Here is a 25,362-nt window from a genome sequence, read left to right on the forward strand (position 1 = left end):
ACGATGCTGAGAAAGCTATCTCACAAGACGGTGGCGATCCTCGCCGCCCTCGCGGTGCTGACGGTCGCGCTTGCGGCGACCGTTCGTGCCGCGGATGATTCAACCGGCAATCCCGTGCAGGCACAGATCGACCACGGCAAGTCGACCTATGCCGAGAAATGCTCGCACTGCCACGGCCCCAACATGATGAACCCCGGCACCATCACGCCGGACCTGCGCGCCTTCCCCGACGACAAGACGCGCTTCGTCACCACCGTGAAGAACGGCAAGAACAACAAGATGCCGCCCTGGGCTGACATTCTCAGCGACGAGGAGATCGGGAATCTCTGGGCCTTCATCTCGAGCCGGAGAAAACCATGAGGCGCTGGCTGGCCGTTTGGAGCATTGCCGCGATTCTCGCGGCGGCGGCCGCAGCTGCACGCGCGGCCGACGATCCGCTCAAGATTTGTCTCGACGAGGTCAGGCCGCCGCTCTCCGTGCATCACAAGGGCAAGCCCGGCTCGGGTTTCGACGTGCTGCTGGCGCAGGCGATCGCCGACCGGCTCGGACGGCCGCTGACGATCCAGTGGTTCGAGAGCAAGCTGGACGAGGATTCGAGCCCGCAGCTCGAGGCCAATGCGCTGCTGTCCGATGGGCGTTGCTCGCTCGTCGGCGGCTACGCGCTGACGACGGACTCCCTCGTCAAGCCCGGCATGAAAACGGCGCGCTTGCCGGATTTTGCCGGCGCCACGCGCGACGACCGGCGCCGCCGCGTCGCGCTCGGCGTGCTCGCGCCGAGCCAGCCCTATGTCTACTCGCCGATGACGGTCGTGCTCGGGCCGAAGGCGCGGGGTCGCAACATCGGCGATATCGGAGATCTCGCCGGCCTGAGCCTCGTCATCGAGAGCGGCTCGCTCGGCGATGCGATCCTCATGACCTTCGACAAGGGGCGCCTGATCGACGACATCACGCATCTCGTCCCCGGCCGCGATGATCTCCTCGGCGCACTTGCCCGTGGCGATTATGACGCGACGCTGATCGACCTCGGCCGCTTCGACGCCCATCGCGCCGCGCACCCCGACACGGCGATCACCGCGTCCGGCTATTACTATCCGATCGGGGCCAATCGCGGCTATGTCGGGCTGGCCAGCGATCCCGCACTGCTCGACGCCGTCAACAAGGCGCTGACCGGGCTTGCTGCCGAGGGCAAGATCGCCGAATTCGGCACACAGGCGGGGCTGAGCTATCTGCCGCCGCGGGAGCCTGCGATCCTTGGCGACGTCTGGTTGAAGATCATTCAGCGCTAGTGGACAGCTGGCGCACCCAGCGCGGCCCTTCGAATGCGCCAATCTGTCTCGCCAGCCACCCATGGCAGAGGCGACCCGATGCAGTACCGTCGGCGACAACCCGGGAGAGAATCATGTCCGCAAAACTCGATCGCCGCCGCTTCATCGCCGCCGGCACCACCACACTCGCGATGCCTTTCGTCTCGCGTGGCGCCTCGGCGCAGGCTGCGTGGCCATCGCGGCAGATCCGCATGATTTGCAGCTATCCCGCCGGCGGACAGACCGATCTGCTCGCGCGCGCCTATGGTGAATTCATTGCCAAGCAGGTCGGAAAGACCGTCGTCGTCGAGAACAAGCCCGGTGCCGCCGGCGCGATCGGGACGGCGGAGGTCGCCCGCGCAGAGCCCGACGGCCACACAATCCTGTGCTCGATCTCGACCACCTACATCATGAACCGGGTGGTGATGAAGACTCCCGGCTACGACATGGACAAGGATTTGACGCTGGTCAGCGTCATTCCGGGCGCCGGCCTGTTGCTGGTGGCGAACCCGAAAACCGGCGTCAAGACGCTGGAGGATTTCGTCGCCTTTGCGCGCAAGAGCGGCAAAGTCAACTTCGGCACCTATAGCGCGGGCTCGGCCCCGCATATGACGGTCCACGAGCTCAACAAGCAGTATGGCCTTGCCATCGAGCCGATCCACTATCGCGGCGAAGCCCCGATGTGGACGGGCATGCTGGAAGGTACGCTCGATGTGGCCATGGGCAGCTACACCGCAGCGCAATCGGTCTTGCAAAGCGATCGCGGCACCGTGTTCGCGGTGCATTCGAAGAAGGTCGACGCCATCCCTGATATCAAGACCCTCCCCGAGCAGGGCGCGACGTCGAAATTCTTCACCGTCAGCGGCTTCTCCGGTTGGGCCGTGCCGAAAGCGACACCGCAGCCGGTCGTCGACCGCCTGGCGGAGCTTTGCGTCGCTGCCAACAGCGATCCGAAGGTGAAGGAGGTTCTCAACACGTTCGTGCTCGAACCCGCGATCGGCTTCAAGGAAACCAACGCCCTGTATCAGCGCGAGCTGCCGATCTGGATCGAGAGCGCGCGATCGCTCGGCCTCGAACCCGCCTGAACCGCGAGGCATGACGCCCTTCGCAGCGCGGCGTCCGACCAAAGCCTAGTGCCGGAAGCGCATTTTCCCGCTATGATTGTGCGACGCTGGCGGGAAGGTCTCGCCGGCGCGGACGAGAAAGGCCGATCCCATGACACCGGATGGCGTTGCCGTAGCCGTCATGATCATCCTACTCTTTCCGATGGGCTATTTCACCCTGGCGTCTCCGGCCTTCCTGCTGGTGAAGCTGGATATCCAGCCCGTCGCCCAGCTTTTGCGCGGAATGTTCAATGCGCATTTTCTGGTGATGCGCGTTGCCGGAATCATCGGAGCGGTCGCTTTCCTGCTCGACGGTCGTCTGGTCGCAGCGATGGGCGTTGGCCTCCTTGCAGCCTTGGCGATCTATGGGCGCCGCTGGTTCATGCAACAGATGGACGAACAGCTCAGCGCCAGGGACGCCGGCGATGCCGAGGCCCCGCGCCGGCTACGCCGACTGCATTGGAGTGGAATGCTGGGCAACGCGGTGTTGCTCGTCGCTCTCCTGACCAGCATTCCCTACATCGCCATATCGGCATGAGAGACATCGCGGGCGCGTGACGGTCAACCGTCGCGTCGACTCCGAACCTGGCGTTTGCCTAGTGCTCGTCCGCCGCAACCGCGCCCTGTTGCGCCTTGTGGATCGAGGACGGCACTACGCCGAAATATTTCCGGAACACCCGGCTGAAATGCGATGAGCTGGAGAAGCCCCAGGAGAACGCGACGTCGGTAATGGTCTTGCCGGCGTGGGCCTCGAGCTCCTGGCGGCAATTCTGAAGACGCGCCTGCCAGATGTAGTCGCTCACCGTGGTGCCGCGCTCCGAGAACAGCATGTGCAGATAACGCTTGGAGCAGCCCAGTTCGCCGGAGATCTGGTCGATGCACAGATCCGGATCGCGCAAATGCTCGCGGATGAAGAATTGCGCGCGCACATAGGTCGCTTCGGGTCCGACGCGATCGAGCATCGTGTCGGCCTCGCGCAGCGGCAGCAGCAAGAGGTCGATCAGCGAATCGGCGACGCCGACCGCACTGTTCGCCGACAGCTTGGCCGCCTCGTCGAAGGTCGCATGGACGAAATCATGGGCGATGCGCCCCGTCCCCGTGCGTGAGGTCAATTTGCAGGCGGGCATTCGCTGCGACGGGAATCCACGGTCGCGCAGCAGCGCCTTCGGCACGATCACCACGTCATGGCGCGTGAAAGCGGGACTGATGATCGAATGCGGACAGGAGACGTCATAGGCGATGATGTCGCCCGGGTTCAGCTCGATGTGGCGGCCTTCCTGCTCGAAATAGGACACGCCGTAAGTCTGGAAGTGGATCTTGATATACGGGTGTTCATTGGCCTTGGCGCGCGCCAGCGTGTGCGCGATGCGATGTTGGCTGACCTCGATCTGGCAGAGCTTCAGACGCGAGACGCTGGTGTAGTCGATGCGGCCTTCGAGCGAAGACGCTTCCAGCGGATCTACGTCGAAATGCCCACACAGGCTGGTCAGCCCGTCGATCCAGCTTTGGATCTGACGTTTCGGCGTCATGCCCGTCGTCGAGAGCGTGTGAATCGTGTCGGACATTAATCCAGCCACTGGTTTGATCCGGAGATTTGACGCGAATCGCGAGCCGCGCTGCCGGAGCCCTGAACCGTGATTGCGTGACGTTTACCTCGATTTTGAGCGATCTTCTAGAACGAGCGCCATCGTTCCATTGCCACCCTTGTAAGTTAATCCTCCGCCTTAGTTGCAGCGCCGTCAAGCGGAACCTGAGCGGTGAAGGCGCTGCCAAAGCGTTGCGGAAGCCGCTGAATTCGCTACTGCAAAATCAAAAACTTCCGACCCGTGCGCTGTCAAGCAAACCAGCTTCTCTCTTGGGCAAGTTTCCCGATGACGAAGTCGTTAGGGATTGTATCAGGAACAACAAGAACGGGCCGCTCCGCACGTGGACCCGTGGCTCTCATCAGGAGGAGGAAACACCACAGCATCGTTTCTGGTCCAATCGTGACCGCCCTGCACGAGCAGACGCCGGACGAAAAGCCCGGCGATTAAGCAATGCTTCGGAAACAATAAACGAGACCAATGGAGGAATGACTATGCGCAAGGTACTACTCGCGGCCTATCTTGGCTCCGCGGCGGCTCTCGCCGTCGGCAGCGCGTCGGCCAACGACGAAGTGCTCAAGATGTCGCAGAACCCGAAAGACTGGGTGATGCCGACCGGCGACTACGCCAACACCCGCTATTCCAAGCTGAACCAGATCAACGCACAAAACGTAGGCAAGCTCCAGGTCGCCTGGACCTTCTCGACCGGCGTGCTGCGCGGCCACGAAGGCGGCCCGCTGATCATCGGCAACATGATGTACGTCCACACGCCGTTCCCAAACAAGGTCTACGCTATTGACCTTTCCAATGAGAACAAGATCGTCTGGAAGTACGAGCCGAAGCAGGATCCGAACGTAATCCCAGTGATGTGCTGCGACACGGTCAACCGCGGCCTGGCCTATGGCGACGGCAAGATCTTCCTGCATCAGGCCGACACCACGCTCGTCGCGCTCGATGCCAAGAGCGGTCAGGTGGCATGGACCGCGAAGAACGGCGACGCCAGCAAGGGCGAGACCGGTACTTCGGCCCCCATGGTCGTCAAGGACAAGGTGCTGATCGGCATCTCCGGCGGCGAGTTCGGTGTTCAAGCCCATATGACCGCCTACGACATCAAGACGGGCAAGCTGGCTTGGCGCGGCTACTCTGAAGGACCGGACGATCAGATCCTGGTCGACGCAGAGAAGACCACCGCACTCGGCAAGCCGGTCGGCAAGGACTCGAGCCTGAAGACCTGGCAAGGCGATCAGTGGAAGATCGGCGGCGGCGCCACCTGGGGCTGGATCTCCTACGACCCCGAGCTGAACCTCGTCTATTACGGGTCGGGCAATCCCTCGACCTGGAATCCGAAGCAGCGTCCCGGCGACAACAAATGGTCGATGACGATCTGGGCTCGCAACCCTGACACCGGCCAGGCCAAGTGGGTTTATCAGATGACGCCCCACGACGAGTGGGACTATGACGGCGTCAACGAGATGATCCTCTCGGACCAGGCCATCAACGGCCAGCCGCGCAAGCTGCTGACGCATTTCGATCGTAACGGCCTCGGCTACACGCTCGATCGCGCCACCGGTGAGCTTCTGGTCGCCGAAAAGTACGATCCGAAGGTGAACTGGACCTCCGGCGTCGACATGGACAAGAACTCGCCGACCTACGGCCGCCCGAAGGTGCTCGATGCAGCTTCGACCGACAAGGCGGGCGAGGACCACAACGTGAAGGGCATCTGCCCGGCCGCGCTCGGCACCAAGGACGAGCAGCCGGCAGCCTACTCGCCGGACACGCAGCTGTTCTACGTTCCGACCAACCACGTCTGCATGGACTACGAACCGTTCAAGGTGAGCTACACCGCGGGTCAGCCCTACGTGGGCGCAACGCTCTCGATGTATCCGCCACAGGGTGAAACCCACATGGGCAACTTCATCGCCTGGGACGGCAAGACCGGCAAGATCGTCTGGTCGAACAAGGAGCAGTTCTCGGTCTGGTCGGGTGCGCTCGCAACCGCGGGCAACGTGGTGTTCTACGGAACGCTCGAAGGCTACCTGAAGGCAGTCGACGCCAAGACCGGCAAGGAGCTCTACAAGTTCAAGACTCCCTCCGGCATCATCGGCAACGTCACCACCTATGAGAACGGCGGCAAGCAGTATGTCGCAGTGCTCTCCGGCGTGGGCGGCTGGGCCGGCATCGGTCTGGCGGCAGGCCTGACCGATCCGACCGCCGGTCTCGGCGCCGTCGGTGGCTACGCGGCGCTCAGCAACTACACGGCACTCGGCGGTACGCTGACCGTGTTCTCGCTGCCCAACTAGGCCTCTCAGCATCGCTCCGGCGCGTGGATCAACTCCACGCGCCGGCTCGTCTCACCGAATGCCTTCCGAGGAAAATCTCTTGCGTAAAATCTGCTCTGCCATTGCTGCGATGTTCTTGGTCGCGTCCGGGGGAATTGCCGTCGCTGACGGATCAGGTGACCCGACTGCCGTCAAGCAGAACGAAACCGGCGAATGGTCCGACAAGGAAGGCAACCCAACCTACAAGATCACCGACGGATCCGTCGACTGGTACACCTATTCCGGATACCGCCGCTATCACTCGGATTGCCATGTGTGTCACGGCCCGGACGGCATGGGCTCGACCTACGCCCCGGCGTTGAAGGATTCGCTGAAGACGATGAGCTATGCCGATTTTCTCGGCGTCGTCGCCTCCGGCCGCAAGAACATCTCGACTGCTGCAGAGAACGTGATGCCGGCCTTCGGCGATAACCCGAACGTCGCCTGCTACATGGACGATCTCTACGTCTACCTGCGCGCCCGCTCCAACGAGGCCTGGGGCCGCACAAGACCCGGCAAGCACGAGGACAAGAACGACGCCTATACCAAGAACGAAGATTCGTGCATGGGCAAGAAATGAACGTGCGGAGCCCGACCAGGACCTGGATCTGGGCGCCCTGCTGGAATTTAAGGAGCTTAAGATGAAGACACGTGCCGCCGTCGCTTTCGAAGCCAAGAAGCCGCTCGAGATCGTCGAAGTCGATCTGGAAGGACCAAAGGTCGGCGAAGTCCTGGTCGAGATCAAGGCGACGGGCATCTGCCATACCGACGCCTACACGCTCGACGGCTTCGACAGCGAGGGAATTTTCCCGTCGATCCTGGGCCATGAGGGCGCGGGCATCATCCGCGAGATCGGTGCTGGCGTGACCTCGGTGAAGCCGGGCGACCATGTCATCCCGCTCTACACGCCGGAATGCCGGCAATGCAAAAGCTGCCTCAGCCAGAAGACCAACCTCTGCACCGCGATCCGCGCGACGCAGGGCAAAGGCGTGATGCCCGATGGTACCAGCCGATTCTCCTACAAAGGCAAGCCGATCTACCACTACATGGGCTGCTCGACCTTCTCGAACTTCACCGTGCTGCCGGAGATCGCGGTCGCCAAGATCCGCGAGGACGCGCCGTTCGACAAGAGCTGCTACATCGGCTGCGGCGTCACCACGGGCGTCGGCGCCGTCGTTAACACCGCCAAGGTCGAGCCGGGCTCCAACGTGGTCGTGTTCGGCCTCGGCGGCATCGGCCTGAACGTGATCCAGGGCGCCAAGATGGCTGGCGCGGACAAGATCATCGGCGTCGACATCAACGACTCCAAGGAGGAATGGGGACGCCGGTTCGGCATGACCGACTTCGTCAATCCCAAGAAGATCACCGGCGACATCGTCCCGCATCTCGTGACCCTGACCGACGGCGGCGCCGACTATACCTTCGACTGCACCGGCAACACCACAGTGATGCGCCAGGCGCTGGAAGCCTGCCATCGCGGCTGGGGCACCTCGATCATCATCGGCGTTGCCGAATCCGGCAAGGAGATCGCGACCCGCCCGTTCCAGCTCGTCACCGGGCGAAACTGGCGCGGCACCGCCTTCGGCGGCGCGCGGGGCCGCACCGACGTGCCGAAGATCGTCGACTGGTACATGAACGGAAAGATCCAGATCGACCCGATGATTACCCACACGCTCAAGCTCGAAGACATCAACAAAGGCTTCGACCTGATGCATGAGGGCAAGTCCATCCGTTCAGTCGTCGTGTTCTAGTTCGAAAAGCGTCACCCCAAGGAGGATCGACCCATGACTGTTGCACTCCATCCCTCGATCGATAACGGCATCAAACAGGGCAGCGGCAGCTTCGCCGGCGGCACGCTCGCATGCAAATGCAAGGACCATCAGGTCAAGGTCGCCGTCAAGGGCGACGTCGCGCATAATCACGCCTGTGGCTGCACCAAGTGCTGGAAACCGCAGGGGGCGAATTTCTCCGTCGTCGCCGTGGTACCCCGCCAGAACGTCACCGTGCTCGAGAACGGCGACAAGCTCCAGATCGTCGATCCATCGGCGACGATCCAGCGCTACGCCTGCAAGGCCTGCGGCACGCACATGTACGGCCGCATCGAGAACAAGGATCACCCGTTCTACGGCCTCGACTTCATCCACCCCGAACTGTTCCAGGAGCAGGGTTCGCAGGCGCCGCAATTCGCCGCCTTCGTCTCGTCGGTGATCGAATCGGGCGTGAAGCCGGAGCAGATGGGCGGAATACGGGCTCGGTTCAAGGAGCTTGGACTTGAGCCCTATGACTGCCTGTCACCGGCGCTGATGGACGCGATCGCGACCCACGTGGCGAAAGCCAAGGCCGCTTAAGCAAAGGCCGCCTGAGCAAAGGTCGCCTGACGTTTGCTGCGCCCCGTCCGCTCGCGTTCCACCACACCCAGCGAGCGGACGGAGCCGGCCCGGGACAATCGCGGCGATGCCGCCGCTTTTCAACTGCACTTGTGTGGGGACCGTCAACTCCCTCAGTCCTGGTCTCTGAATGACTGCGCAGGGCCGCCGGCTTCCGGCTTGAAGTCCGCGGCCTGCGTTTCTCCCTCCCTCGACTGAGGCATCCTGCTTCGTCCGCACAGGTCTTCTGGCGGACGAAGCTCTTTTTTTAGTGCGCCCATCTCGAGAGGCGCGCGGCGCGATGGGGCGCCCTGCTTTTGACAAACCTTCGTTGCAATCTTTTCCCGTCGAGAACAGCTGATTGGAAAACACTTGGCTGTGAACGCCAGACCGAAGCGATCCTGCTACGATCGCGTCGTGACGATGCCGCGCGAAATTCAATAATCAAGAACACGACGGGAGGTATCGAGCACATCCGGACATGACATTGGCATTCCTCTGAGTCCTGCCGGGATCTGCCCGCGCGGGAGGACGGCTGGAACGCGACGCCGCGCAGCGGGCGTTCCACCGACCGGCATCTGGAAAATCTGAAATCGGCAAGCTTATGAAGAGCGAGGGACGATCATGATCAAGGTGAAGATCAATGGCCAGGAACAGAGCTGGGACGGCGACCCGGATCTCCCGCTACTCTGGTTCCTGCGCGACGAGGCCGGGCTGACCGGCACCAAGTTCGGCTGTGGCCAGGCCCTGTGCGGCGCCTGCACCGTTATCGTCGACAAGGAAGCCGTGCGCGCCTGCATCACGTCGATCAACGACGTCGCCGGCCGCGAGATCACGACGATCGAGGGACTGCATCCGAACGGCGATCACCCGGTGCAGAAGGCCTGGCGTCAGGTCAACGTACCCCAGTGCGGCTTCTGCCAGGCGGGCCAGATCATGCAGGCGGCTGCGCTGCTGATGGACAACCCGAAGCCGTCGCACGACCAGATCCGCGAGGCGATGTCCGGCAACATCTGCCGCTGCGGCTGCTACCAGCGCATCGAGAATGCGGTCCATCTCGCATCGACGGGAGTGTGACATGAATTTCATCGACAACCCGAAGAAGCTTCGTGGCTTCGAGAAGAACATCAAGGTCGAGAAGGTTTCGCGCCGCAGCATCCTGAAGGGGCTCGGCATCACCGGCGGCTTTGTGCTCGCGGCGCCCGTGATGTCGCGCCAGGCGTTCGCCTACGAGACCGGCGCCGGCAAGATGCCGCACGGCGTCGTGGTCGATCCGCGCGTATTCGTCGCGGTCGCGCCCGACGGCACCGTCACCATCCTCGCCCACCGCGCCGAGATGGGAACGGGCGTGCGCACCAGCCTGCCGCTGATCGTGGCCGAGGAGATGGAAGCCGACTGGTCACGGGTCAAGGTGGAACAGGCCCATGGCGACGAGGTCAAGTTCGGCAACCAGGACACCGACGGCTCGCGCAGCACGCGGCATTATCTGATGCCGATGCGCCAGATCGGTGCCTCCGCCCGTACCATGCTTGAGCAGGCCGCCGCGAAACGCTGGGGTGTGCCGGCAACCGAGGTCAAGGCCGTCAATCACGAAGTCGTCCACAGCGCGACGAGCCGCAAGCTCGGGTTCGGCGAGCTCGCAGCCGACGCTGCCAAGGAGTCGGTCCCGAGCATCGAAGGGCTCAAGCTGAAGGACCCCAAGGACTTCCGCTATCTCGGCAAGGGCCAGATCGGCATCGTCGATCTCCATGACATCACCACCGGCAAAGCGCGTTACGGCGCCGACGTGCGGCTGCCTGGCATGAAGTATGCCGTGATCGCGCGCCCGCCGGTGACCGGCGGCAAGTTGGTCTCGTTCGATCCGGACGCGGCGTTGAAGGTCCCGGGCGTGGAGAAGGTGATGGAGGTGCGCGGCTGGCCGTGGCCGTCGAAATTCCAGCCGCTCGGCGGCGTTGCCGTGATCGCGCGCAATACCGGCGCGGCGATCAAGGGTCGCGACGCGCTGAAGCTGACCTGGGACGATGGCGCCAACGGCAAATACGATTCCGTCGCCTACCGCAAGGAGCTCGAGGAGGCCTCGCGCAAGCCGGGCCTTGTGGTGCGCCAGGAAGGCGATGCCGAGGCTGCTCTGAAGGGCGCCGACAAGGTCGTCGTCGGCGAATATTATCTGCCGCATCTTGCTCATGTCAGCATGGAGCCGCCGGTGGCGGTCGCCGACGTCAAGGGTGACAAGGCGGAGATCTGGGCGCCGGTGCAAAGCCCGGGCGGTACGCGCGAGGACGTCGCGAAGACGCTCGGCATTCCCGAGGGCAATGTCACGGTCAACGTCACGCTGCTCGGCGGCGGTTTCGGCCGCAAGTCGAAATGCGACTTTGCGCTCGAGGCCGCGTTGCTGTCGAAGGAGCTCGGCGTACCCGTCAAGGTGCAGTGGACGCGCGAGGACGACGTCCGCCACGATTTCCTGCACACGGTCTCCGTGGAACGGATCGAGGCGGGGCTCGACAAGAGCGGCAAGGTGATCGCTTGGCGCCATCGCAGCGTGGCCCCGAGCATCGCCTCGACGTTCGCGGCGGGTGCAAAGCATGAGGCGCCCTTCGAGCTCGGCATGGGCCTCGTCGACATGCCGTTCGAGATCGCTAACATCTCCTGCGAGAACCCGGAAGCCGCGGCGTTCACCCGCATCGGCTGGTTCCGCTCGGTCTCGAACATCCCGCGCGCCTTCGCGGTCCAGTCGATGGTGGGCGAGATCGCCCATGCGACCGGCCGCGACCAGAAGGAGACGCTGCTCGCGCTGATCGGGAGCCCGCGCATCGTCAAGCCCGCCGTGAAGGACATGTGGAACTACGGCGAGCCCTTGGACAGCTATCCGATCGACACCGCGCGCCTGCGCAAGGTGGTCGAGCTGGTCGCCGAGAAGGGCGAATGGGGCCGTCAAGTGCCGAAGGGCCATGGCCTCGGCATCGCCGTGCACCGCAGCTTCGTCAGCTATATCGCGACCATCGTCGAGGTGGCCGTCGACGACAAGGGCAAGCTGGCGGTGCCGCGGGTGGACACCGCCATCGACTGCGGCACCTATGTCAACCCCGAGCGCATCGCCTCCCAGATCGAGGGCGCGGCGATCATGGGGCTCAGTCTCGCCAAATACGGCGAGATCACCTTCAAGGACGGCAAGGTGCAGCAGAAGAACTTCGACGACTTCCAGGTCCTCAGGATCGACGAATCCCCTGCGGTGACCAACGTCTACATCGTGCCGCCAGGACCCGACACGCCGCCGAGCGGCGTGGGCGAGCCTGGCGTCCCGCCATTCGCGCCGGCGCTGATGAACGCCATCTTCGCCGCGACCGGAAAGCGCATCCGCAGCCTTCCGCTCGGCAAGCAATTGGAAGCGTAAAGGCGGGAACACAAGGCGGCCTCGCGCCGTTTGCATCGATCTGACAGGAGCAGATCGATGACCCATATCCCAAAGGCGCTCGCAGTCTCGTTGCTGTCGAGCGCCTTTCTTTTGACGGCCACTGGCGCATACGCCCAGAGCAACACCACGCCGCCGACAACGGCGACGCGCCCCAGCACGCCGGACCAGAACTCGCTGCCCAACGCCAATGCCACGCCGCCCTCGACCACCCAGACTACCGGACAGCACAATCCCGATCCCAAGGTTCGCGAGATGAACCAGAAGGAAAAGGACAAGGTCGAGCGCGAGGGGAAGTAGCGATCTGAGCATCGGCGTTTTGACATCGCGAATATCGGCTCTACTTCTTCGCCGAAGCGCATCGATGTGCCCTCTTTCCTTGCGGGAGAGGGCAGCGACGCCAGTTGCCACGATCACGCGTGGGTGGGGGGTATGCCTGCGCGGGTCCGCACATTGAGACGCGCGGATAGAACCCCTCATCCGGCGCTTCGCGCCACCTTCTCCCGCAGGGGAAGAAGGGACAACGCCCACGCAAAATGCGGCGGACGTTACCGTCCGCCGCATTTGCCCCCTGACACTCCGCTTCTTTCGATCCGCCAGCGGGGCCTATTTCTTCAGCGCGAACACCCAGATCACGCCGCCCTGCGGCACGTTGGCTTCGATGCCGATATTGTTGGTCACGAGGGCATCCTGGATGCGCTGCGCATCCACGCCCCATCCCGACTGGATCGCGATGTATTGCGTACCGTCGATCTCATAGGACACCGGCATGCCCATGATACCGGAATTGGTCTTCTGCTCCCACAGCAGCTCGCCACTCTTGGCGTTGAAGGCGCGGAAGTTGCGGTCGTTGGTGCCGCCCACGAAGACGAGATCGCCCGCGGTCGCCGTCACCGATCCGAACAGCTGCGATTTCGGGAAGTTGTGTTGCCACATCTTCTTGCCCGTAACGGGGTCCCAGGCCTGGAGCTCGCCGAAATGATCCGCCCCGGGCTTCGTCTTCAGCCCGATGTCCTCCGGCTTGGTGCCGAGCCAGAGTTCGCCGGGCTTGAGCGGAACCTTCTCGCCGGTGAACCCGCCGCAGAAATTCTCGTTGGCGGGCACGTAGACGAGGCCGGTCTTCTGGCTGTAGGCCGCCGAGGGCCAATCCTTGCCGCCCCACAGCGACGGACAGAACTCCACGCGCTTGCCGACCATCGGCTTGTGCGCGGGATCGACGACCGGCCTGCCACTCTCGGCGTCGATGCCCTTCCAGACGTCGGTGGAGACGAACGGCCAACCGGCGACGTAGTTGATCTTGGTCGGCGTGCGCTCGAGTATCCAGAAGATCGCATCGCGTCCCGGATGGACCAGACTCTTGATGTTGCGACCGTCGCGTTGCAGGTCGATCAACATCGGCGCTTCGACCTCATCCCAATCCCAGGAATCGTTCTGGTGATACTGATGATAGGTCTTGATCTTGCCGGTGTTCGGATCGAGCGCGAGCACCGACGAGGTATAGAGATTGTCGCCCGGATGCATCTCGCCGGGCCAGGGCGCGGCGTTGCCTACGCCCCAATAGATCGTCTTGGTGTCCTTGTCGTAATTGCCGGTCATCCAGGCCGAGCCGCCGCCGTTCTTCCAGTCCTCGCCCTGCCAGGTGTCGTGGCCGGGTTCGCCTTCGCCCGGAATCGTATAGGTCCGCCAGAGCTCCTTGCCGTCCTTGGCGTCATAGGCGGCGACATAGCCGCGCACGCCGAACTCGCCGCCGGAGCCGCCCACGATGACCTTGCCGTCGACGATCAGCGGCATCAGGGTCATGTACTGGCCCTTCTTGTAATCCTGAACCTTGGTGTCCCACACCACCTTGCCGGTCTTGGCGTCGAGCGCGACGACATGGTCGTCGGTAGTGGCCAGATAGAGCTTGTCCTCCCAGAGGCCGACGCCGCGACTGGTCGGATGCAACTGGAACAGGTCGTCGGGGAGCTGCCGCTTGTAGCGCCAATATTCGTCGCCGGTCTTGGCGTTCAGCGCGATCACCTGGCCCATCGGGGTCGCCACGAACATCACGCCGTTGTTGACGATCGGCGGCGCCTCGTGACCTTCGACCACGCCGGTCGCGAAAGTCCAGACCGGGGTGAGGTTCTTCACATTCGAGGTGTTGATCTGGTCGAGTGGGCTGTAGCCCTGCCCGTCATAGGTCCGCCGGTAAAGCATCCAGTTGGCGGGCTCCGGGTTTTCCAACCGCTGCGCGGTAACCGGCGCGTAGTTCTCGATCGGGCCTGACATGGCGGCGGTCGATGCAAGACACGTGAAGGCGACAAAGCCGGACAGTAACCATTGCTTCCTGGTCATGGACGTTCCCCTTTTATATCCGTTTGAATTCTTGTTTTGAATTCTTGTCGTTCGTCCCGTCGTCCGCCCATCGGCGGATGCGGCCTCTCGTGACGCGGGCACAACCCGCACGCCCATCATCCCGGCTGCGCGCCACCTACCTTTCCGATGAAGTTCCCGGCGACGCTGAGCGAGCCGTCAGCCAGCGCCAGCGGCAGCGCAGCGAGCCGTCGCGGCGCCGGCCCGAACACGACCTGCGCGCCCGCGCGAGGATCGTATTCGGAGTTGTGGCACATGCATTTGAGCACTTCCTTGTCGCCGACATCGCTCTTCACCCAGGCCGTGACAGGACAGCCGGCATGCGAGCAGATTGCCGAATAGGCGAGGATGCCGTCGACAGCGCGCGCTTTCGTCTGCTCGTCGAGCTCGGTGGGGTCAAGGCGGATGATCAGAATCTCATTGAGGCGCGAGGCGCTGCGCACGACCGATGTCTTCGGATCTTTCGGCCAGGCATGCACCGGCGGTCCGCCGGCCGACAGAGCGGCCGCGGTGACGGGCTTTCCCTCCTGATCGCCTTCGGAGAACACGAGCAGATCGCCCTTCTGAGGCCGTTCGTCGGAGCCGGGCGCATCCTCGCCCGCGTGGACCTGCGTGGAACAGGCGAGGCACGCCGTGGTGGCCAGCGCATTCATCAACAGCGCCCGCCGGGTTTGCTCCGTGCAGGCGTCAGCGTCGGATTCCGCTGTGTTGTCGGAGGATGAAGAGGATGTGTTGAACGATGCACGCGACATGCCCGCAAGCAGGCGCTGGAACTCTGCCGAAAAAAAGGCAAAGATTTTTTCCCGCAGTGCATCACATGGTTATGCTCGCACTGATTGAACGAGAACACGCGCATTTACGCGCATTTTTCTAATTGCAACGTCACGCTACGCGACCGGCATGATGATTTTGCAGATCAGATCAATGCTGCCGGTATTGGTGCAATGCGCCGACGCTCGGCGCCATCGTAGCGCCATCAGCGCGGCTGCGCATTTCTCAGGCAGGCGTTTTGTGTTCTAGGAGCGGAGCACGTGACGCGGCGCAGCGATGCGTCCGGCCAACGTTGCCGACGCCATCTCAAAACTGTCGGCGATGCGGCGCGCCCTGTCGATGAAGAGCGCGGCTGCCGGCGGCGGGCAGACCTCGCGTGCCGTCTGTTCGAACAAATCGAGCCAGCGGTCGAAATGATCCCCGATCAGGTTCAGTGGCATATGCGCCCGCATCGGTGAACCATGGTAGCGGCCGCTCATCAGCACGACCGACGACCAGAAATCCCGGAGCTTGGCCAGATGCTCGTCCCAATTCTGCACGTTCGCGAACACCGGCCCCAGCAGCTCATCCTCGCGGATGCGCCCGTAGAAGCGGGTCACGAGTTCCCCGATCATCTCTTCGGTGATCCCCGTGCGCTCGATTGCATCCTGGGTCAGCAAATTCCGCCGCGCGGTCGCAGCCTCGCGCTCGGCCTTCAGTCGATCCGACATGTCCCTTGTTATCCGTTCCGTTGTTCCCGCACGGCGCCCGTTCGACATTGTCGGGCCGATTGCGCGCGGCGTCTTTGTCGCAGCGCAAATCGCGGGGTCTGGCGGCGAGCACACTCAACGCCCGCCGCCCGCGCCGTTGTCAGGCGCTGTAGGTATAAAAGCCCTGCCCCGTCTTGCGGCCGAGATGGCCGGCATCGACCATTTCCTTGAGCAAGGGGGCCGGACGGTATTTGGGGTCGTTGAAGCCTTTGTAAAAGACCTCCATCACCGACAACATGGTGTCGAGCCCGACGAGATCGGCGAGCGCCAACGGGCCGATCGGATGGTTGCAGCCGAGCTTCATGCCGGCATCGATCTCTTCCGCCGTCGCAATCCCCTCCTGCAGCGCGAAGATCGCCTCGTTGATCATCGGACAAAGGATGCGGTTGACGGCAAAGCCCGGGCTGTTCTTGGCCGTGATCGCCACCTTGCCGACGCGCTTGGCCAAATCGAGCGCCTTGGCGTGGGTGTCGTCGGAGGTCTGCAAGCCGCGGATGAGCTCCAGCAGCGCCATAACTGGAACCGGATTGAAGAAGTGCATGCCGATGAATCGGTCGGGACGGTCGGTCGCCGCGGCGAGCTTCGTGATCGAGATCGACGAGGTGTTCGTGGCGAGCAGCGTGCGTGGCGACAGCGTCGCACAGAGATCCTTCAGGATCTTGACCTTGAGTTCCTCGTTCTCGGTCGCGGCCTCGATGACGAGATCGCAATCAACGAGCTTGGCGCGGTCGGTGGTGCCGGTGATGCGCTTGAGCGTGGCGTCGCGATCGCCCGCCGACATCTTCTCCTTCTTGACCAGGCGCTCGAGGCTGCCGCCAACCGTCGAAATCCCGCGGTTCACCGCCGCATCGGAAATATCGACCATCACGACCGAAAGCCCGGCCGCGGCACAGATCTGCGCGATGCCGTTCCCCATGGTGCCTGCCCCGATGATGCCAACGCTTTGGATCATTGCCTCAAATCCTTCATCCTTGCGGACGTGCCATGCCGGCCCGCCCCTTTGTTCCTGCATCAGGGTCTAGCACCGCCCCCGGGCGGGTGCGACCTGATCCTGTCCCTTCCTTAAAGCATCCAAGGCGGGAATAAAGCCGCCTTTCGGCCGCCACACGGCATGATTTGACGCCCCCGGCTGTTTGGCCCGGCCTATCCGCGGCATCCGTCTCCGTGAGCGCCGAGCGTTCGGGAGCACCGGGCTTGAGGTGGGCACAGCTCAACCGAGACGAAGCACCTTGCCCGGATTCATGATGTTCTTGGGATCGAGCGCCCGCTTGATCGTGCGCATGATGTCGAGCTCGGTCCGGGAACGGTAGTGCTGGAGCTCGTCGAGCTTTTCGATGCCGATGCCATGTTCCGCCGAGATCGAGCCGCCCATGAAGGTGACGAGGTCGTTGACGGCCCGTGTGATCGCCGCGGAATATTGGGAGAGCGTATCGCGGTCCATGCGCTTCGGGCCCATGAAGGAGAAGTGCACATTGCCGTCTCCGATGTGGCCGAGCGGATAGGGGCGGATCGCCGGCAGGATTGCGAGTACGGCCTCGAGACCGCTGTCGATGAACTCGGGAATCCTGGAGACCGCGACCGACACGTCGTAGCTCAAGCCCGGACCTTCGGTGCGCGATGCCTCGGCCACGCTCTCGCGAATCCGCCACATGTTGCGCGACTGCGCTTCGGTTTGCGCGATCACCGCATCCAGCACCCGGCCCGTCTCGAGTTGGTCGGCCAAGAACTGCTCCATCCTGTCCGACATGCCCGTGCCTCCGTCCTGCCGTGGCCGTGCCGATGACCATTCGAGAAGGAGATACCATTCCGTCTCAGCCTTGAGGGGATCCTGGGTGCCGGGAATGTGGCGCAGCACCATGTCGGTGCACGCACGGCTGATGAGCTCACAGGAGCCGACATTGTCATCGGAAGCGGCATGCGCCTCCGACAGAAGGTCGATGGCTGCCTTGGGATCGCGAATTGCGAGCCATGCCGTGCACACGTCTTTCGGCGCCGGCCAGAGTTTCAGCACCGCCTTGGTGATGATGCCGAGCGTCCCTTCGGCGCCCATGAACAGATGCTTGAGGTCATAGCCGGTGTTGTCCTTCTTGAGTGCGCGCAGGCCGTCCCAGATATCGCCGTTAGCCAGCACGACCTCGAGACCCAACACCAGATTTCGCGCATTGCCATAACGCAGCACCTGCACGCCGCCGGCATTGGTGGACAGATTACCTCCGATCATGCACGAGCCCTGAGCACCGAGGCTGAGCGGAAAGAGGCGGTCGTGGCGCGCGGCTGTGTCCTGAAGCGTCTCGAGGATGCAGCCCGCCTCCACAGTCATAGCATAGCCGACGGGATCGATATTCAGCACCTGGTTCATGCGACCAAGCGACAGCACGATGCCGCGGTGCATGGGCCACGGCGTGGCACCGCCCATCAGGCCGGTGTTGCCACCTTGCGGAACGATGGCAATGCCGTTGTCGTAGCAGAGCTTGACGACAGCGGAGACTTCCGCGGTGATGGCCGGACGCACGATCGCCGCGGCCTGCCCCGCCAGCGTGCCGCGCCAGTCGGTCACGAAGGGCAGCTTGTCCTGCTCGTCCACGATCAGGCCTTTGTCGCCGACGATGGCCCGCAAGCGGTCGAGAACGGCTGACGTCACCGGCGCGCTCGGAATCGAGGGGGCGGTGGGAAGGGCTGCACCCGGCATGTGTTCCTCTCTTTTCGGCCGTTGCGCGCCTTGGGGCGCGCCGGCCTTCGTTCTTTTTCATTCTGGGCGGTGGTGCAATGACCCTAGCATAGGGGTCGCGCTTGCGGGAACGTCTCCGGCAGTAAGCCTCGTGCGGATTTGCCTGCAATGCTGAACGCAGGCGCACTTCCACCGGGCTCCCGCATACCCTACTGTGCCCCGATCAAATTCGGATTGGAGCTCATGAGCCGTTTCTGGAGTCCAGTCGTCCACACGCTTTCGCCCTATGTCCCCGGCGAGCAGACCAAGCAGGACGGCATCGTCAAGCTCAATACCAACGAGAATCCCTACCCGCCCTCGCCGCGCGTGCTGGCGGCGATCGCATCGGCCGCGGAGCGGCTGCGCCTTTATCCCGATCCGCGCGCAACGCGCCTGCGCGAGGCCATCGCGGCCCATTGCGATGTGGCGCCCGAGCAAGTGTTCGTCGGCAACGGCTCCGACGAGGTGCTGGCCCACACCTTCCAGGCACTTCTGAAGCACGAACCACCGCTTCTATTCCCCGACGTCACCTACAGCTTCTACCCTGTCTATTGCGGCCTCTATGGAATAACGCATGACGAGGTGCCGCTCGATGCTGCGATGAGGATCGATATCTCCGACTACAGGCGACCATCGAGCGCCATCCTGCTCTGCAATCCGAACGCTCCAACCGGCATCGCCCTTCAGCGCGACGCCATCGCATGGCTGCTCGCCGAACAGCCGGACCGGCTGGTGGTGGTGGACGAGGCCTATGTCGATTTCGGCGCCGAGAGCGCCGTGCCGCTGGTTGCACGCCACGACAATCTGCTGGTTATCCAGACTTTCTCGAAGTCGCGCTCGCTCGCTGGCCTGCGGGTTGGTTTTGCCATCGGCCAACGACCGCTGATCGAAGCGCTGGAACGGGTGAAGGACAGCTTCAACTCCTATCCGCTCGATTGCCTCGCGATCGCCGGCGCCGTCGCCGCGATCGAGGACGACGGCTGGTTCCGAGACACCCGTGCCCGTATCATCGCAAGCCGCGAAACCTTGGCCCGCGATCTCAGACAACTCGGCTTCGATGTGCTGCCGTCGCTCGCCAACTTCGTTTTCGCGCGCCATCGAAGCCGGAGCGGAGCAGATCTCGCGGCAGCGCTTCGCCAGCGTGGCGTTCTGGTCCGGCATTTCGGAAAGCCGCGCATCGAGGACTTTCTGCGCATCACGATCGGAACGGAGGCCGAGTGTGCCCGGCTCGTTGAAGTGCTGCGCGGCTTGATCTGAGCCCCGACCGTCCCCGCATCGGGCAAAAGATGAGGCCGAACGCCACCTCGTACCCATGCCGCGCAAGGCTTTGATTTCCGGTCAAATTCGGGTTACCAAACCGCTCCGCCGCTGCCTTGCACGACGCTGCCCTCAGGGAAATATACGTGAATCACCCCCGCAGTCCCGAAATCGGCGCACCCGAGGCATCGTGGCGGGCGCCGAAGCTCGGGCACGGATGAACGACTTCGCGCGATCCATCGGCGCCGCATTCACACTGATCGGCGAGGCCGACGCAGAGCTTTTGGGCATCGTCGGGCTGTCGGTGCGCGTCAGCCTGACTGCCAGCATCCTCGCGCTTCTGATCGGGGCGCCGTTCGGGGCGCTGCTTGCGATCACCCGGTTCCGTGGGCGGCAGGTCATCATCGTCCTGACCAATGCCTTGCTTGGCCTTCCGCCGGTCGTGGTCGGGCTCGCGCTCTATCTTCTGCTGTCGCGCTCGGGCCCGCTCGGGGCCGCCGGCCTGTTGTTCACGCCGGCGGCCATGGTGGTCGCGCAGACGCTGCTCGCCACACCGATCGTGGTCGCACTGGTGCACCGGCCGGCGAGCCTGCTGTGGGCGGAGTATGGCGACCTCGCACGGATCGACGGGCTGTCAACGCTACGCAGCATCGGCTTGCTGTTCGCGCTGGGCCGGACCTCGCTGCTGACGGCCTTTCTCGCAGCCTTCGGGCGCGCGATCGCCGAGGTCGGCGCCATCCTCATCGTCGGTGGCAATATTCGCGGTTTCACGCGCACGATGACGACCGCGATCGCGCTGGAGACCAGCAAGGGCGACCTGCCGCTGGCGCTCGGGCTCGGGCTGATCCTGCTCGCACTCAGCGTCGCAGTGTCGACCGTCGCCTTCCTGCTAGTGGGACGCGTTGGGGAAAAATAGCTGCTCGCCCCCGACCTTGTAGCCCGCGATGGCCTCCTGCCCCCCAGGAGAGATCAGCCAGTCGACGAAGGCCTGCCCGTCCCGCGCCTTCACGTTCGAATGCTTGGCCGGATTGACCAGCATGACGCCGTACTGGTTGAACAGCCGCTTGTCGCCTTCGGTGAGGACGGCAAGGTCGCCGCGGTTCTTGAATGACAACCAGGTGCCGCGGTCCGACAGCAGATAGGCGTTCGACGACGACGCCATGTTCAGTGCTGGACCCATGCCCTGGCCAATCTCGCGATACCAGCCGTCCTTGGCGGCACCGAGGTCGATGCCTGCCTCCTTCCACAGCCGCAGTTCGGCCGCGTGCGTGCCGGACTTGTCGCCGCGCGAGATGAACGGCGCCTTCACGGCCGCGATCTTGCGCAGCGCCTCGGCCACATCCTTGCCGCCGGCGATCTTGGCGGGATCGCTCTTCGGCCCGACAATGACGAAGTCGTTGTACATGACGTCGAAGCGCTTCACGCCCTCGCCTTCGGACATGAACTTGTCTTCGGCAGGCCTGTCATGGACGAACACGACATCTGCATCGCCGCGCCGCCCGATGTCGAGCGCCTGACCCGTACCGACGGCAACGACCTTCACGTCAACGTCTCTGGCCTTCGAGAACAGCGGCAGCAAGTAACCGAACAGCCCCGACTGTTCCGTCGACGTCGTCGAGGCCACAGTAATGGTGCGCTCCTGTGCGAACGCGATGGTGGACCAGAGCAGAACCGCTCCGAGAGTCATTATCCTTTTCATGCCTCGTCCTTACACAAGATGCTCGATGTTCCAAACTTTACCGTCGATAGAGCTGTACAGGGAACCTCGACAGCGCCGCAATGCGCTTGGTCATGAGCCTCGCGGCGCTCCTAAGTGAGGAACGTCCGCTCCGCGCGCAAGTTGTCGTCAAGGCAACCCAGGAGGAAACCAGATGAAGAAGATCATTTTGGCATCCGCGTGCATCATGGCGCTGGCGACCGGCGGCGCCTTTGCGCAGACACAACCCGCCCCAGGCGCATCCGGCCAGGGCGACGTTGGCCCTTCGTCGCGGGGCCCCGCGACCAAGGGCATGACAACCGGCGCGTCGTCGAACATGCAGAACGAGGCCGCCGACAGCAAGGGCAAGCAGACCCCGTCGGCCGGCGGCAGCAACACCAATAACATGGGCAGCCAGGCCGGCGGCGGCGCTGGCTCCGGCTCCGGCGCCGGAAAGTAGGCCGGTATCGATCGAAAATCCTGGAGAGGGGCGATCGTCCCCTCTCCAGAACCTTTGTGCCGTCAAAGCTTGTCGATGTCATGTGCGAAGGTGTTGGTGTCGAACGAAGCGTATTGGCGGGGCTGCACCTTGGTTACAGTCACGCCGGCTAAATCGCAGCCGCGCGCCCTGAAGGCGTGGATGTTCTGCAATTGGTCCTACCTACATTGACATCAGTGTGACAGCCGGGGATTTTTACATTGCTGGCGAATCAGCGATGGCCTCAAGCCGAGTACCTCTTGGACAACTCCCAGTGCTTTCGAGACTGATATCGTTGCTGCGCCGCATCGCCGCGGTGAAATGGGCGTTCACCCGGCTTCGCCCCGCGCCGCACGGTGGCAGCATCGACGTCACGCCTGACGCAGTAGACGCCTCACCCGCCATTGTTGCAGAAATTGCAGATACGGCTCCGGCTCTCGACACCAGCATCAACGCGGATACGTCGCACTGCGACGTCCCGGTCGCGGCTTCAGCCGCCGAAGACAACACCTCCAGCCCTGTCATCGCGGAGAGCCCGTCGGAAACGCCAGCCGATGTCAGCGGCAGCGACGATTCATCCCAGGAGACGCCGACGGAAGTCGAGCCGATCGTCGTGGAAGTTTCGGTCGCGACTATCGACGTCGTGCGCGAAGCGGTCGACGTCCCCGAACTCATCATCAACAGCGATCCAACTTCCGAACTTTCGGCCGACGTTGAGCCCGTTGTGGCGGAGAAGGCCTCTTCTGTCGATGTCGAGGTCGTCACGGTTGACGCCATCGCTCTGGTCGTCGACGTGGATACTTCCTCGACTCTCGACGACACGTGTGTCGCGTTCGCCGATCGCGACATCTCGCCGGAGCATGTCCCTGAGGATAGCATCGAGAGCGATCCTTCCCCCGGCGCCGCGGAAGACTCCACCGAGACGCTCGGCGTCGTCACAACTATCGAGCCAGCTCCGGCCCTCGTGTCTCCGGCTCCGGAGATCCCGTATGCACCGAAAGCTCGCGTGAGAGCCGCAGAGCCCGCCGACCGCGCCGCGCTAATCCGGCAGCGCTGGGCGGAGACCGGGATCAGGATGTGGAATCCCCGCCTCCACGGCGCCGATGATGCCACGCTGAACATCCAGGGCAGCGTCGGGCTGCTGCCGCCCGCGCCCGGCGAGACGATGCCGCGCTACGACAAGCTGGAATTCCGGATGCTCGGCGGACAGATCGTCTGCGAAGGCGTGATTGTCGAAGCCCCCGCGCATGCAAGCCAGCGCAGTTTTACACGGCTCGCCGAGCCGGGGAAACCCGATCCGGTCCGCGAATTAATGCGGGAACGCCAGGCCGCTCTCGCCTGACCCTTTATTCCAGTGACGAGCAGCCCATATGCTAGGCTAACGCCCTGAATTTGGGAGATCGCATGCCCGCAAGATCGTTGCGACTGGTCGTGATTGTCGTCCTCTGCGTCTCGCAAGGAGCCTTCGCCGCATCCAGTAAACGCCATGCGCCCACGACCGATCAGGCCTCACCCTACAAGGCCGACCGCCTCTCCTTTTCGCGCGGAGAGACGATCCTCAACACGCCCGGCCAGACCACCGTGCTGACGCGAGAGGTCCTCGACGACAAGAACGCGACGAGCCTCAAGGACGCCATGCGCTCGACCGCCGGCGTGACGATCGGGCGCTAGGCTACTTTCGCTCAGGGGATAGGATAGCCCTTCCAGACCCACTCCAGCGCCGACGGCAGCGTCTGCGCGATCGTGGGACGGTCGACGTGCTTGGCGTTGCGGACGAACAGAAACTGATAGTGGTAGCCCTTCTCCGCGAGCACCTTGGCCATCAGCGCGTTGGAGAGGGTCCAGTCGTGCATGCCATCGGGAATGGTGGGGTTCGGATAGAACAGGTCCTGGTCGCCGCCGAAGAACCAGAACCGGATCGGCTTGGTCGGCGCGGCGACGATCAGCGGCAGGCCGGGCGGCTCGGCCGGCGTGAGCACGCCCGCCTTGGAGATGAGATGGGGTGTGGCTGGCCCCGTCCATGCGCTGTGATACTCCCAGGCACCGCCGCGCAGCGACGGGTCGTGCGGCCATTGCTGGTTGACCATGGTCGGCGAGAACGCCAGCACGCGGTGATAGAGATCCGGATAGAACCACGCCATGGTGAAGGCGGCCACACCGCTCGAACTCAGCCCCATGGTCGCACGCCCATCGGGATTTCTGGTCAGCTTGACATCGGCGTTCTTTTCGACCAGCGGCAGCACTTCACGCTCGACGAACTGCGCGTAGGCACCTGACACCGCGTCATATTCGCGGCCACGCTGACTGCCCTGCGCGTCCTGCCCGCCATTGCCGATCTGAATCGCGATCATCGGCGGCACGCGGCGCTGCGCGATCAGATTGTCGAGCGTGACGGCGAGGTCCTTGTAGGCGTTGGAGCCGCCGTCGCCGACCACGATGAACGGCGCCTCGCTGCCGCGCACATATTGCGCCGGCACATAGACGTCGATGGTGCGCGACCAGACGCCGGGATGGCTGGTGGTGACGATCATGTGCGACTTGTCGTCCGGCGCCGTGACGGTCGTCATGATCGAGGAATTGGTGCAGCCGGCGGCGTCATCGCGGATCAGGCCAGGATTGTAGATGGTGCTCTCCTTCGACGACAGCGTGAAGGACTTTGTCGTCCCACGCGGCACGCCCTCCTTCGCGATCGTCTCCGGCGCAGGATTGTGGGTGGGACCGATGATGAAATTGCCCTCGGCACCCGGTGGCGGCAGCGTTCCGTCAGGAAGCTCTGTGGCGCGTGGATAATTGGGATTGGATGGATCGCGCGTCGGAGGCGCCGTCTTGAAGTCAAGACCCGTCGTATCAATGAAGAACGGGCCCGCCTTGTCGGTGGTGTTGGCCCCAGGCGGCACGGCCATGTTCTGGGTGACGCAGGCCGGCTGCGAGAAGGCAATCGAAGTGAAGGAGACGACGGAAATCAGCGTCCCCGCAAGGACGGAGAATGATTTGGTCATTTCAGCTCCCGATACCGACGAGTCTTTCTGGCTCGCCTTGGCGCAAAGTATGACGAGCCGACTGTGCGCGGTCAAACCTCAGCCGGCCGCGTTGCGGCTATGGCCGCCATGCTCAAAACGGGCAGGCACGGTTACTCCAGGCCGGCTGGGATGCGACTTCATCCAGGGCTACTACTTCGCAAAGCCCATGCACGGCGACGCGATCGACGAGTATCTCGCAAAGGAACGCCAGCGCCTCGGCAGCGCCGAAGCCAGGGTCGTGGCCTAAGT

At 63.5% G+C, this 25,362-nt stretch carries 26 protein-coding genes; 17 read left to right on the forward strand and 9 right to left on the reverse strand.

Annotated features, from left to right (window positions below):
• The first annotated feature begins 3 nt into the window (after positions 1-3).
• The 4 genes from IVB42_RS30010 to IVB42_RS30025 all read left to right on the forward strand — a co-directional run bounded on the left by IVB42_RS30010 (position 4) and on the right by IVB42_RS30025 (position 2,945).
• Positions 4-360, forward strand: a complete 357-nt coding sequence (locus tag IVB42_RS30010) for a c-type cytochrome (RefSeq protein WP_247471628.1) — start codon at positions 4-6, stop codon at positions 358-360.
• Positions 357-1,286, forward strand: coding sequence for a transporter substrate-binding domain-containing protein (locus IVB42_RS30015; RefSeq protein ID WP_247471631.1), 930 nt, complete (start codon positions 357-359; stop codon positions 1,284-1,286). The genes IVB42_RS30010 and IVB42_RS30015 overlap by 4 nt, the downstream gene beginning before the upstream one ends.
• A 113-nt stretch (positions 1,287-1,399) precedes the next feature.
• Positions 1,400-2,389 (forward strand): tripartite tricarboxylate transporter substrate binding protein, encoded by a 990-nt coding sequence (locus IVB42_RS30020; protein WP_085384845.1) that lies wholly within the window; start codon positions 1,400-1,402, stop codon positions 2,387-2,389.
• A 130-nt stretch (positions 2,390-2,519) separates the two neighbouring features.
• Entirely contained in the window at positions 2,520-2,945 is a 426-nt protein-coding gene (locus IVB42_RS30025; RefSeq protein ID WP_085350671.1) for a hypothetical protein, read from the forward strand.
• A 58-nt stretch (positions 2,946-3,003) separates the two neighbouring features.
• Here IVB42_RS30025 and IVB42_RS30030 read toward each other — a convergent pair whose 3' ends face one another.
• Positions 3,004-3,972 carry a helix-turn-helix domain-containing protein gene (locus tag IVB42_RS30030; protein WP_007601369.1) on the reverse strand — a complete coding sequence of 323 codons (969 nt, stop codon included), beginning with the start codon at positions 3,970-3,972 and terminating at the stop codon, positions 3,004-3,006.
• Between the two features lie 512 nt (positions 3,973-4,484).
• On the opposite strand from IVB42_RS30030, the gene xoxF5 reads away from it, so the two are divergent.
• The 7 genes from xoxF5 (at position 4,485) to IVB42_RS30065 (ending at position 12,383) form a co-directional block, all read left to right on the forward strand.
• A complete protein-coding gene (xoxF5, locus tag IVB42_RS30035) occupies positions 4,485-6,290 on the forward strand; it encodes a lanthanide-dependent methanol dehydrogenase XoxF5 (RefSeq protein ID WP_018460306.1) in 1,806 nt (601 codons plus the stop codon).
• 109 nt (positions 6,291-6,399) lie between these two features.
• Positions 6,400-6,888, forward strand: a complete 489-nt coding sequence (locus IVB42_RS30040; RefSeq protein WP_007601366.1) for a c-type cytochrome, methanol metabolism-related — start codon at positions 6,400-6,402, stop codon at positions 6,886-6,888.
• A 61-nt stretch (positions 6,889-6,949) separates the two neighbouring features.
• Complete coding sequence (locus tag IVB42_RS30045) at positions 6,950-8,059, forward strand: S-(hydroxymethyl)glutathione dehydrogenase/class III alcohol dehydrogenase (RefSeq protein ID WP_018460307.1); 1,110 nt, start codon at positions 6,950-6,952, stop codon at positions 8,057-8,059.
• A gap of 33 nt (positions 8,060-8,092) precedes the next feature.
• Entirely contained in the window at positions 8,093-8,656 is a 564-nt protein-coding gene (gfa, locus tag IVB42_RS30050; protein ID WP_018460308.1) for an S-(hydroxymethyl)glutathione synthase, read from the forward strand.
• Positions 8,657-9,298: 642 nt separating this feature from the next.
• Positions 9,299-9,751, forward strand: coding sequence for a (2Fe-2S)-binding protein (locus IVB42_RS30055; protein WP_007601363.1), 453 nt, complete (start codon positions 9,299-9,301; stop codon positions 9,749-9,751).
• A 1-nt stretch (position 9,752) separates the two neighbouring features.
• Positions 9,753-12,065 carry a molybdopterin cofactor-binding domain-containing protein gene (locus IVB42_RS30060; protein ID WP_085384846.1) on the forward strand — a complete coding sequence of 771 codons (2,313 nt, stop codon included), beginning with the start codon at positions 9,753-9,755 and terminating at the stop codon, positions 12,063-12,065.
• Positions 12,066-12,122: 57 nt separating this feature from the next.
• Positions 12,123-12,383, forward strand: coding sequence for a hypothetical protein (locus IVB42_RS30065; protein WP_018460310.1), 261 nt, complete (start codon positions 12,123-12,125; stop codon positions 12,381-12,383).
• Between the two features lie 306 nt (positions 12,384-12,689).
• On the opposite strand, the gene IVB42_RS30070 is transcribed toward IVB42_RS30065, so the two are convergent.
• The 5 genes from IVB42_RS30070 to IVB42_RS30090 all read right to left on the reverse strand — a co-directional run bounded on the left by IVB42_RS30070 (position 12,690) and on the right by IVB42_RS30090 (position 18,644).
• Positions 12,690-14,417 carry a methanol/ethanol family PQQ-dependent dehydrogenase gene (locus tag IVB42_RS30070; RefSeq protein ID WP_247368967.1) on the reverse strand — a complete coding sequence of 576 codons (1,728 nt, stop codon included), beginning with the start codon at positions 14,415-14,417 and terminating at the stop codon, positions 12,690-12,692.
• A 116-nt stretch (positions 14,418-14,533) separates the two neighbouring features.
• Positions 14,534-15,187, reverse strand: coding sequence for a Rieske (2Fe-2S) protein (locus tag IVB42_RS30075; RefSeq protein WP_018460312.1), 654 nt, complete (start codon positions 15,185-15,187; stop codon positions 14,534-14,536).
• Between the two features lie 264 nt (positions 15,188-15,451).
• Entirely contained in the window at positions 15,452-15,916 is a 465-nt protein-coding gene (locus tag IVB42_RS30080) for a group III truncated hemoglobin (protein ID WP_247295107.1), read from the reverse strand.
• A 139-nt stretch (positions 15,917-16,055) separates the two neighbouring features.
• A complete protein-coding gene (locus tag IVB42_RS30085) occupies positions 16,056-16,907 on the reverse strand; it encodes a 3-hydroxybutyryl-CoA dehydrogenase (protein WP_018460315.1) in 852 nt (283 codons plus the stop codon).
• A gap of 258 nt (positions 16,908-17,165) precedes the next feature.
• Positions 17,166-18,644, reverse strand: a complete 1,479-nt coding sequence (locus IVB42_RS30090; RefSeq protein WP_247393610.1) for an FAD-binding oxidoreductase — start codon at positions 18,642-18,644, stop codon at positions 17,166-17,168.
• A 222-nt stretch (positions 18,645-18,866) separates the two neighbouring features.
• Between IVB42_RS30090 and hisC the strand changes: the two genes are divergently transcribed.
• Together hisC and IVB42_RS30100 are read left to right on the forward strand one after the other, a co-directional pair.
• On the forward strand, positions 18,867-19,919 hold the full coding sequence (hisC, locus tag IVB42_RS30095) for a histidinol-phosphate transaminase (protein ID WP_026233999.1): 1,053 nt from the start codon (positions 18,867-18,869) through the stop codon (positions 19,917-19,919).
• Positions 19,920-20,136: 217 nt separating this feature from the next.
• A complete protein-coding gene (locus tag IVB42_RS30100; RefSeq protein ID WP_018460318.1) occupies positions 20,137-20,835 on the forward strand; it encodes an ABC transporter permease in 699 nt (232 codons plus the stop codon).
• On the opposite strand, the gene IVB42_RS30105 is transcribed toward IVB42_RS30100, so the two are convergent.
• A complete protein-coding gene (locus tag IVB42_RS30105; protein ID WP_026234000.1) occupies positions 20,809-21,618 on the reverse strand; it encodes a substrate-binding domain-containing protein in 810 nt (269 codons plus the stop codon). The genes IVB42_RS30100 and IVB42_RS30105 overlap by 27 nt on opposite strands.
• 172 nt (positions 21,619-21,790) lie before the next feature.
• On the opposite strand from IVB42_RS30105, the gene IVB42_RS30110 reads away from it, so the two are divergent.
• Positions 21,791-22,075 carry a hypothetical protein gene (locus IVB42_RS30110; RefSeq protein ID WP_018460320.1) on the forward strand — a complete coding sequence of 95 codons (285 nt, stop codon included), beginning with the start codon at positions 21,791-21,793 and terminating at the stop codon, positions 22,073-22,075.
• Positions 22,076-22,137: 62 nt separating this feature from the next.
• Here IVB42_RS30110 and IVB42_RS42085 read toward each other — a convergent pair whose 3' ends face one another.
• Positions 22,138-22,266 carry a hypothetical protein gene (locus tag IVB42_RS42085; protein WP_018460321.1) on the reverse strand — a complete coding sequence of 43 codons (129 nt, stop codon included), beginning with the start codon at positions 22,264-22,266 and terminating at the stop codon, positions 22,138-22,140.
• A gap of 101 nt (positions 22,267-22,367) precedes the next feature.
• On the opposite strand from IVB42_RS42085, the gene IVB42_RS30115 reads away from it, so the two are divergent.
• A complete protein-coding gene (locus IVB42_RS30115) occupies positions 22,368-23,435 on the forward strand; it encodes a hypothetical protein (RefSeq protein ID WP_157643161.1) in 1,068 nt (355 codons plus the stop codon).
• A gap of 62 nt (positions 23,436-23,497) precedes the next feature.
• On the forward strand, positions 23,498-23,764 hold the full coding sequence (locus IVB42_RS30120; protein WP_018460323.1) for a Plug domain-containing protein: 267 nt from the start codon (positions 23,498-23,500) through the stop codon (positions 23,762-23,764).
• Between the two features lie 11 nt (positions 23,765-23,775).
• Here IVB42_RS30120 and IVB42_RS30125 read toward each other — a convergent pair whose 3' ends face one another.
• Entirely contained in the window at positions 23,776-25,092 is a 1,317-nt protein-coding gene (locus IVB42_RS30125; RefSeq protein ID WP_247295114.1) for an alpha/beta hydrolase-fold protein, read from the reverse strand.
• Between the two features lie 49 nt (positions 25,093-25,141).
• On the opposite strand from IVB42_RS30125, the gene IVB42_RS30130 reads away from it, so the two are divergent.
• Positions 25,142-25,360, forward strand: coding sequence for a hypothetical protein (locus IVB42_RS30130; protein WP_143273219.1), 219 nt, complete (start codon positions 25,142-25,144; stop codon positions 25,358-25,360).
• The last annotated feature ends 2 nt before the right edge of the window (positions 25,361-25,362 follow it).

Source organism: Bradyrhizobium sp. 45 (genome assembly GCF_023073155.1).
In the GTDB taxonomy this organism is placed as follows: domain Bacteria; phylum Pseudomonadota; class Alphaproteobacteria; order Rhizobiales; family Xanthobacteraceae; genus Bradyrhizobium; species Bradyrhizobium canariense_D.

Coding starts and splice junctions, on each gene's coding strand:
- IVB42_RS30010 (WP_247471628.1), top strand. CDS start 4: ATGCTGAGAAAGCTATCTCACAAGACGGTGGCGATCCTCGCCGCCCTC.
- IVB42_RS30015 (WP_247471631.1), top strand. CDS start 357: ATGAGGCGCTGGCTGGCCGTTTGGAGCATTGCCGCGATTCTCGCGGCG.
- IVB42_RS30020 (WP_085384845.1), top strand. CDS start 1,400: ATGTCCGCAAAACTCGATCGCCGCCGCTTCATCGCCGCCGGCACCACC.
- IVB42_RS30025 (WP_085350671.1), top strand. CDS start 2,520: ATGACACCGGATGGCGTTGCCGTAGCCGTCATGATCATCCTACTCTTT.
- IVB42_RS30030 (WP_007601369.1), bottom strand. CDS start 3,972: ATGTCCGACACGATTCACACGCTCTCGACGACGGGCATGACGCCGAAA.
- xoxF5 (WP_018460306.1), top strand. CDS start 4,485: ATGCGCAAGGTACTACTCGCGGCCTATCTTGGCTCCGCGGCGGCTCTC.
- IVB42_RS30040 (WP_007601366.1), top strand. CDS start 6,400: ATGTTCTTGGTCGCGTCCGGGGGAATTGCCGTCGCTGACGGATCAGGT.
- IVB42_RS30045 (WP_018460307.1), top strand. CDS start 6,950: ATGAAGACACGTGCCGCCGTCGCTTTCGAAGCCAAGAAGCCGCTCGAG.
- gfa (WP_018460308.1), top strand. CDS start 8,093: ATGACTGTTGCACTCCATCCCTCGATCGATAACGGCATCAAACAGGGC.
- IVB42_RS30055 (WP_007601363.1), top strand. CDS start 9,299: ATGATCAAGGTGAAGATCAATGGCCAGGAACAGAGCTGGGACGGCGAC.
- IVB42_RS30060 (WP_085384846.1), top strand. CDS start 9,753: ATGAATTTCATCGACAACCCGAAGAAGCTTCGTGGCTTCGAGAAGAAC.
- IVB42_RS30065 (WP_018460310.1), top strand. CDS start 12,123: ATGACCCATATCCCAAAGGCGCTCGCAGTCTCGTTGCTGTCGAGCGCC.
- IVB42_RS30070 (WP_247368967.1), bottom strand. CDS start 14,417: ATGACCAGGAAGCAATGGTTACTGTCCGGCTTTGTCGCCTTCACGTGT.
- IVB42_RS30075 (WP_018460312.1), bottom strand. CDS start 15,187: ATGTCGCGTGCATCGTTCAACACATCCTCTTCATCCTCCGACAACACA.
- IVB42_RS30080 (WP_247295107.1), bottom strand. CDS start 15,916: ATGTCGGATCGACTGAAGGCCGAGCGCGAGGCTGCGACCGCGCGGCGG.
- IVB42_RS30085 (WP_018460315.1), bottom strand. CDS start 16,907: ATGATCCAAAGCGTTGGCATCATCGGGGCAGGCACCATGGGGAACGGC.
- IVB42_RS30090 (WP_247393610.1), bottom strand. CDS start 18,644: ATGCCGGGTGCAGCCCTTCCCACCGCCCCCTCGATTCCGAGCGCGCCG.
- hisC (WP_026233999.1), top strand. CDS start 18,867: ATGAGCCGTTTCTGGAGTCCAGTCGTCCACACGCTTTCGCCCTATGTC.
- IVB42_RS30100 (WP_018460318.1), top strand. CDS start 20,137: ATGAACGACTTCGCGCGATCCATCGGCGCCGCATTCACACTGATCGGC.
- IVB42_RS30105 (WP_026234000.1), bottom strand. CDS start 21,618: ATGAAAAGGATAATGACTCTCGGAGCGGTTCTGCTCTGGTCCACCATC.
- IVB42_RS30110 (WP_018460320.1), top strand. CDS start 21,791: ATGAAGAAGATCATTTTGGCATCCGCGTGCATCATGGCGCTGGCGACC.
- IVB42_RS30120 (WP_018460323.1), top strand. CDS start 23,498: ATGCCCGCAAGATCGTTGCGACTGGTCGTGATTGTCGTCCTCTGCGTC.
- IVB42_RS30125 (WP_247295114.1), bottom strand. CDS start 25,092: ATGACCAAATCATTCTCCGTCCTTGCGGGGACGCTGATTTCCGTCGTC.
- IVB42_RS30130 (WP_143273219.1), top strand. CDS start 25,142: ATGACGAGCCGACTGTGCGCGGTCAAACCTCAGCCGGCCGCGTTGCGG.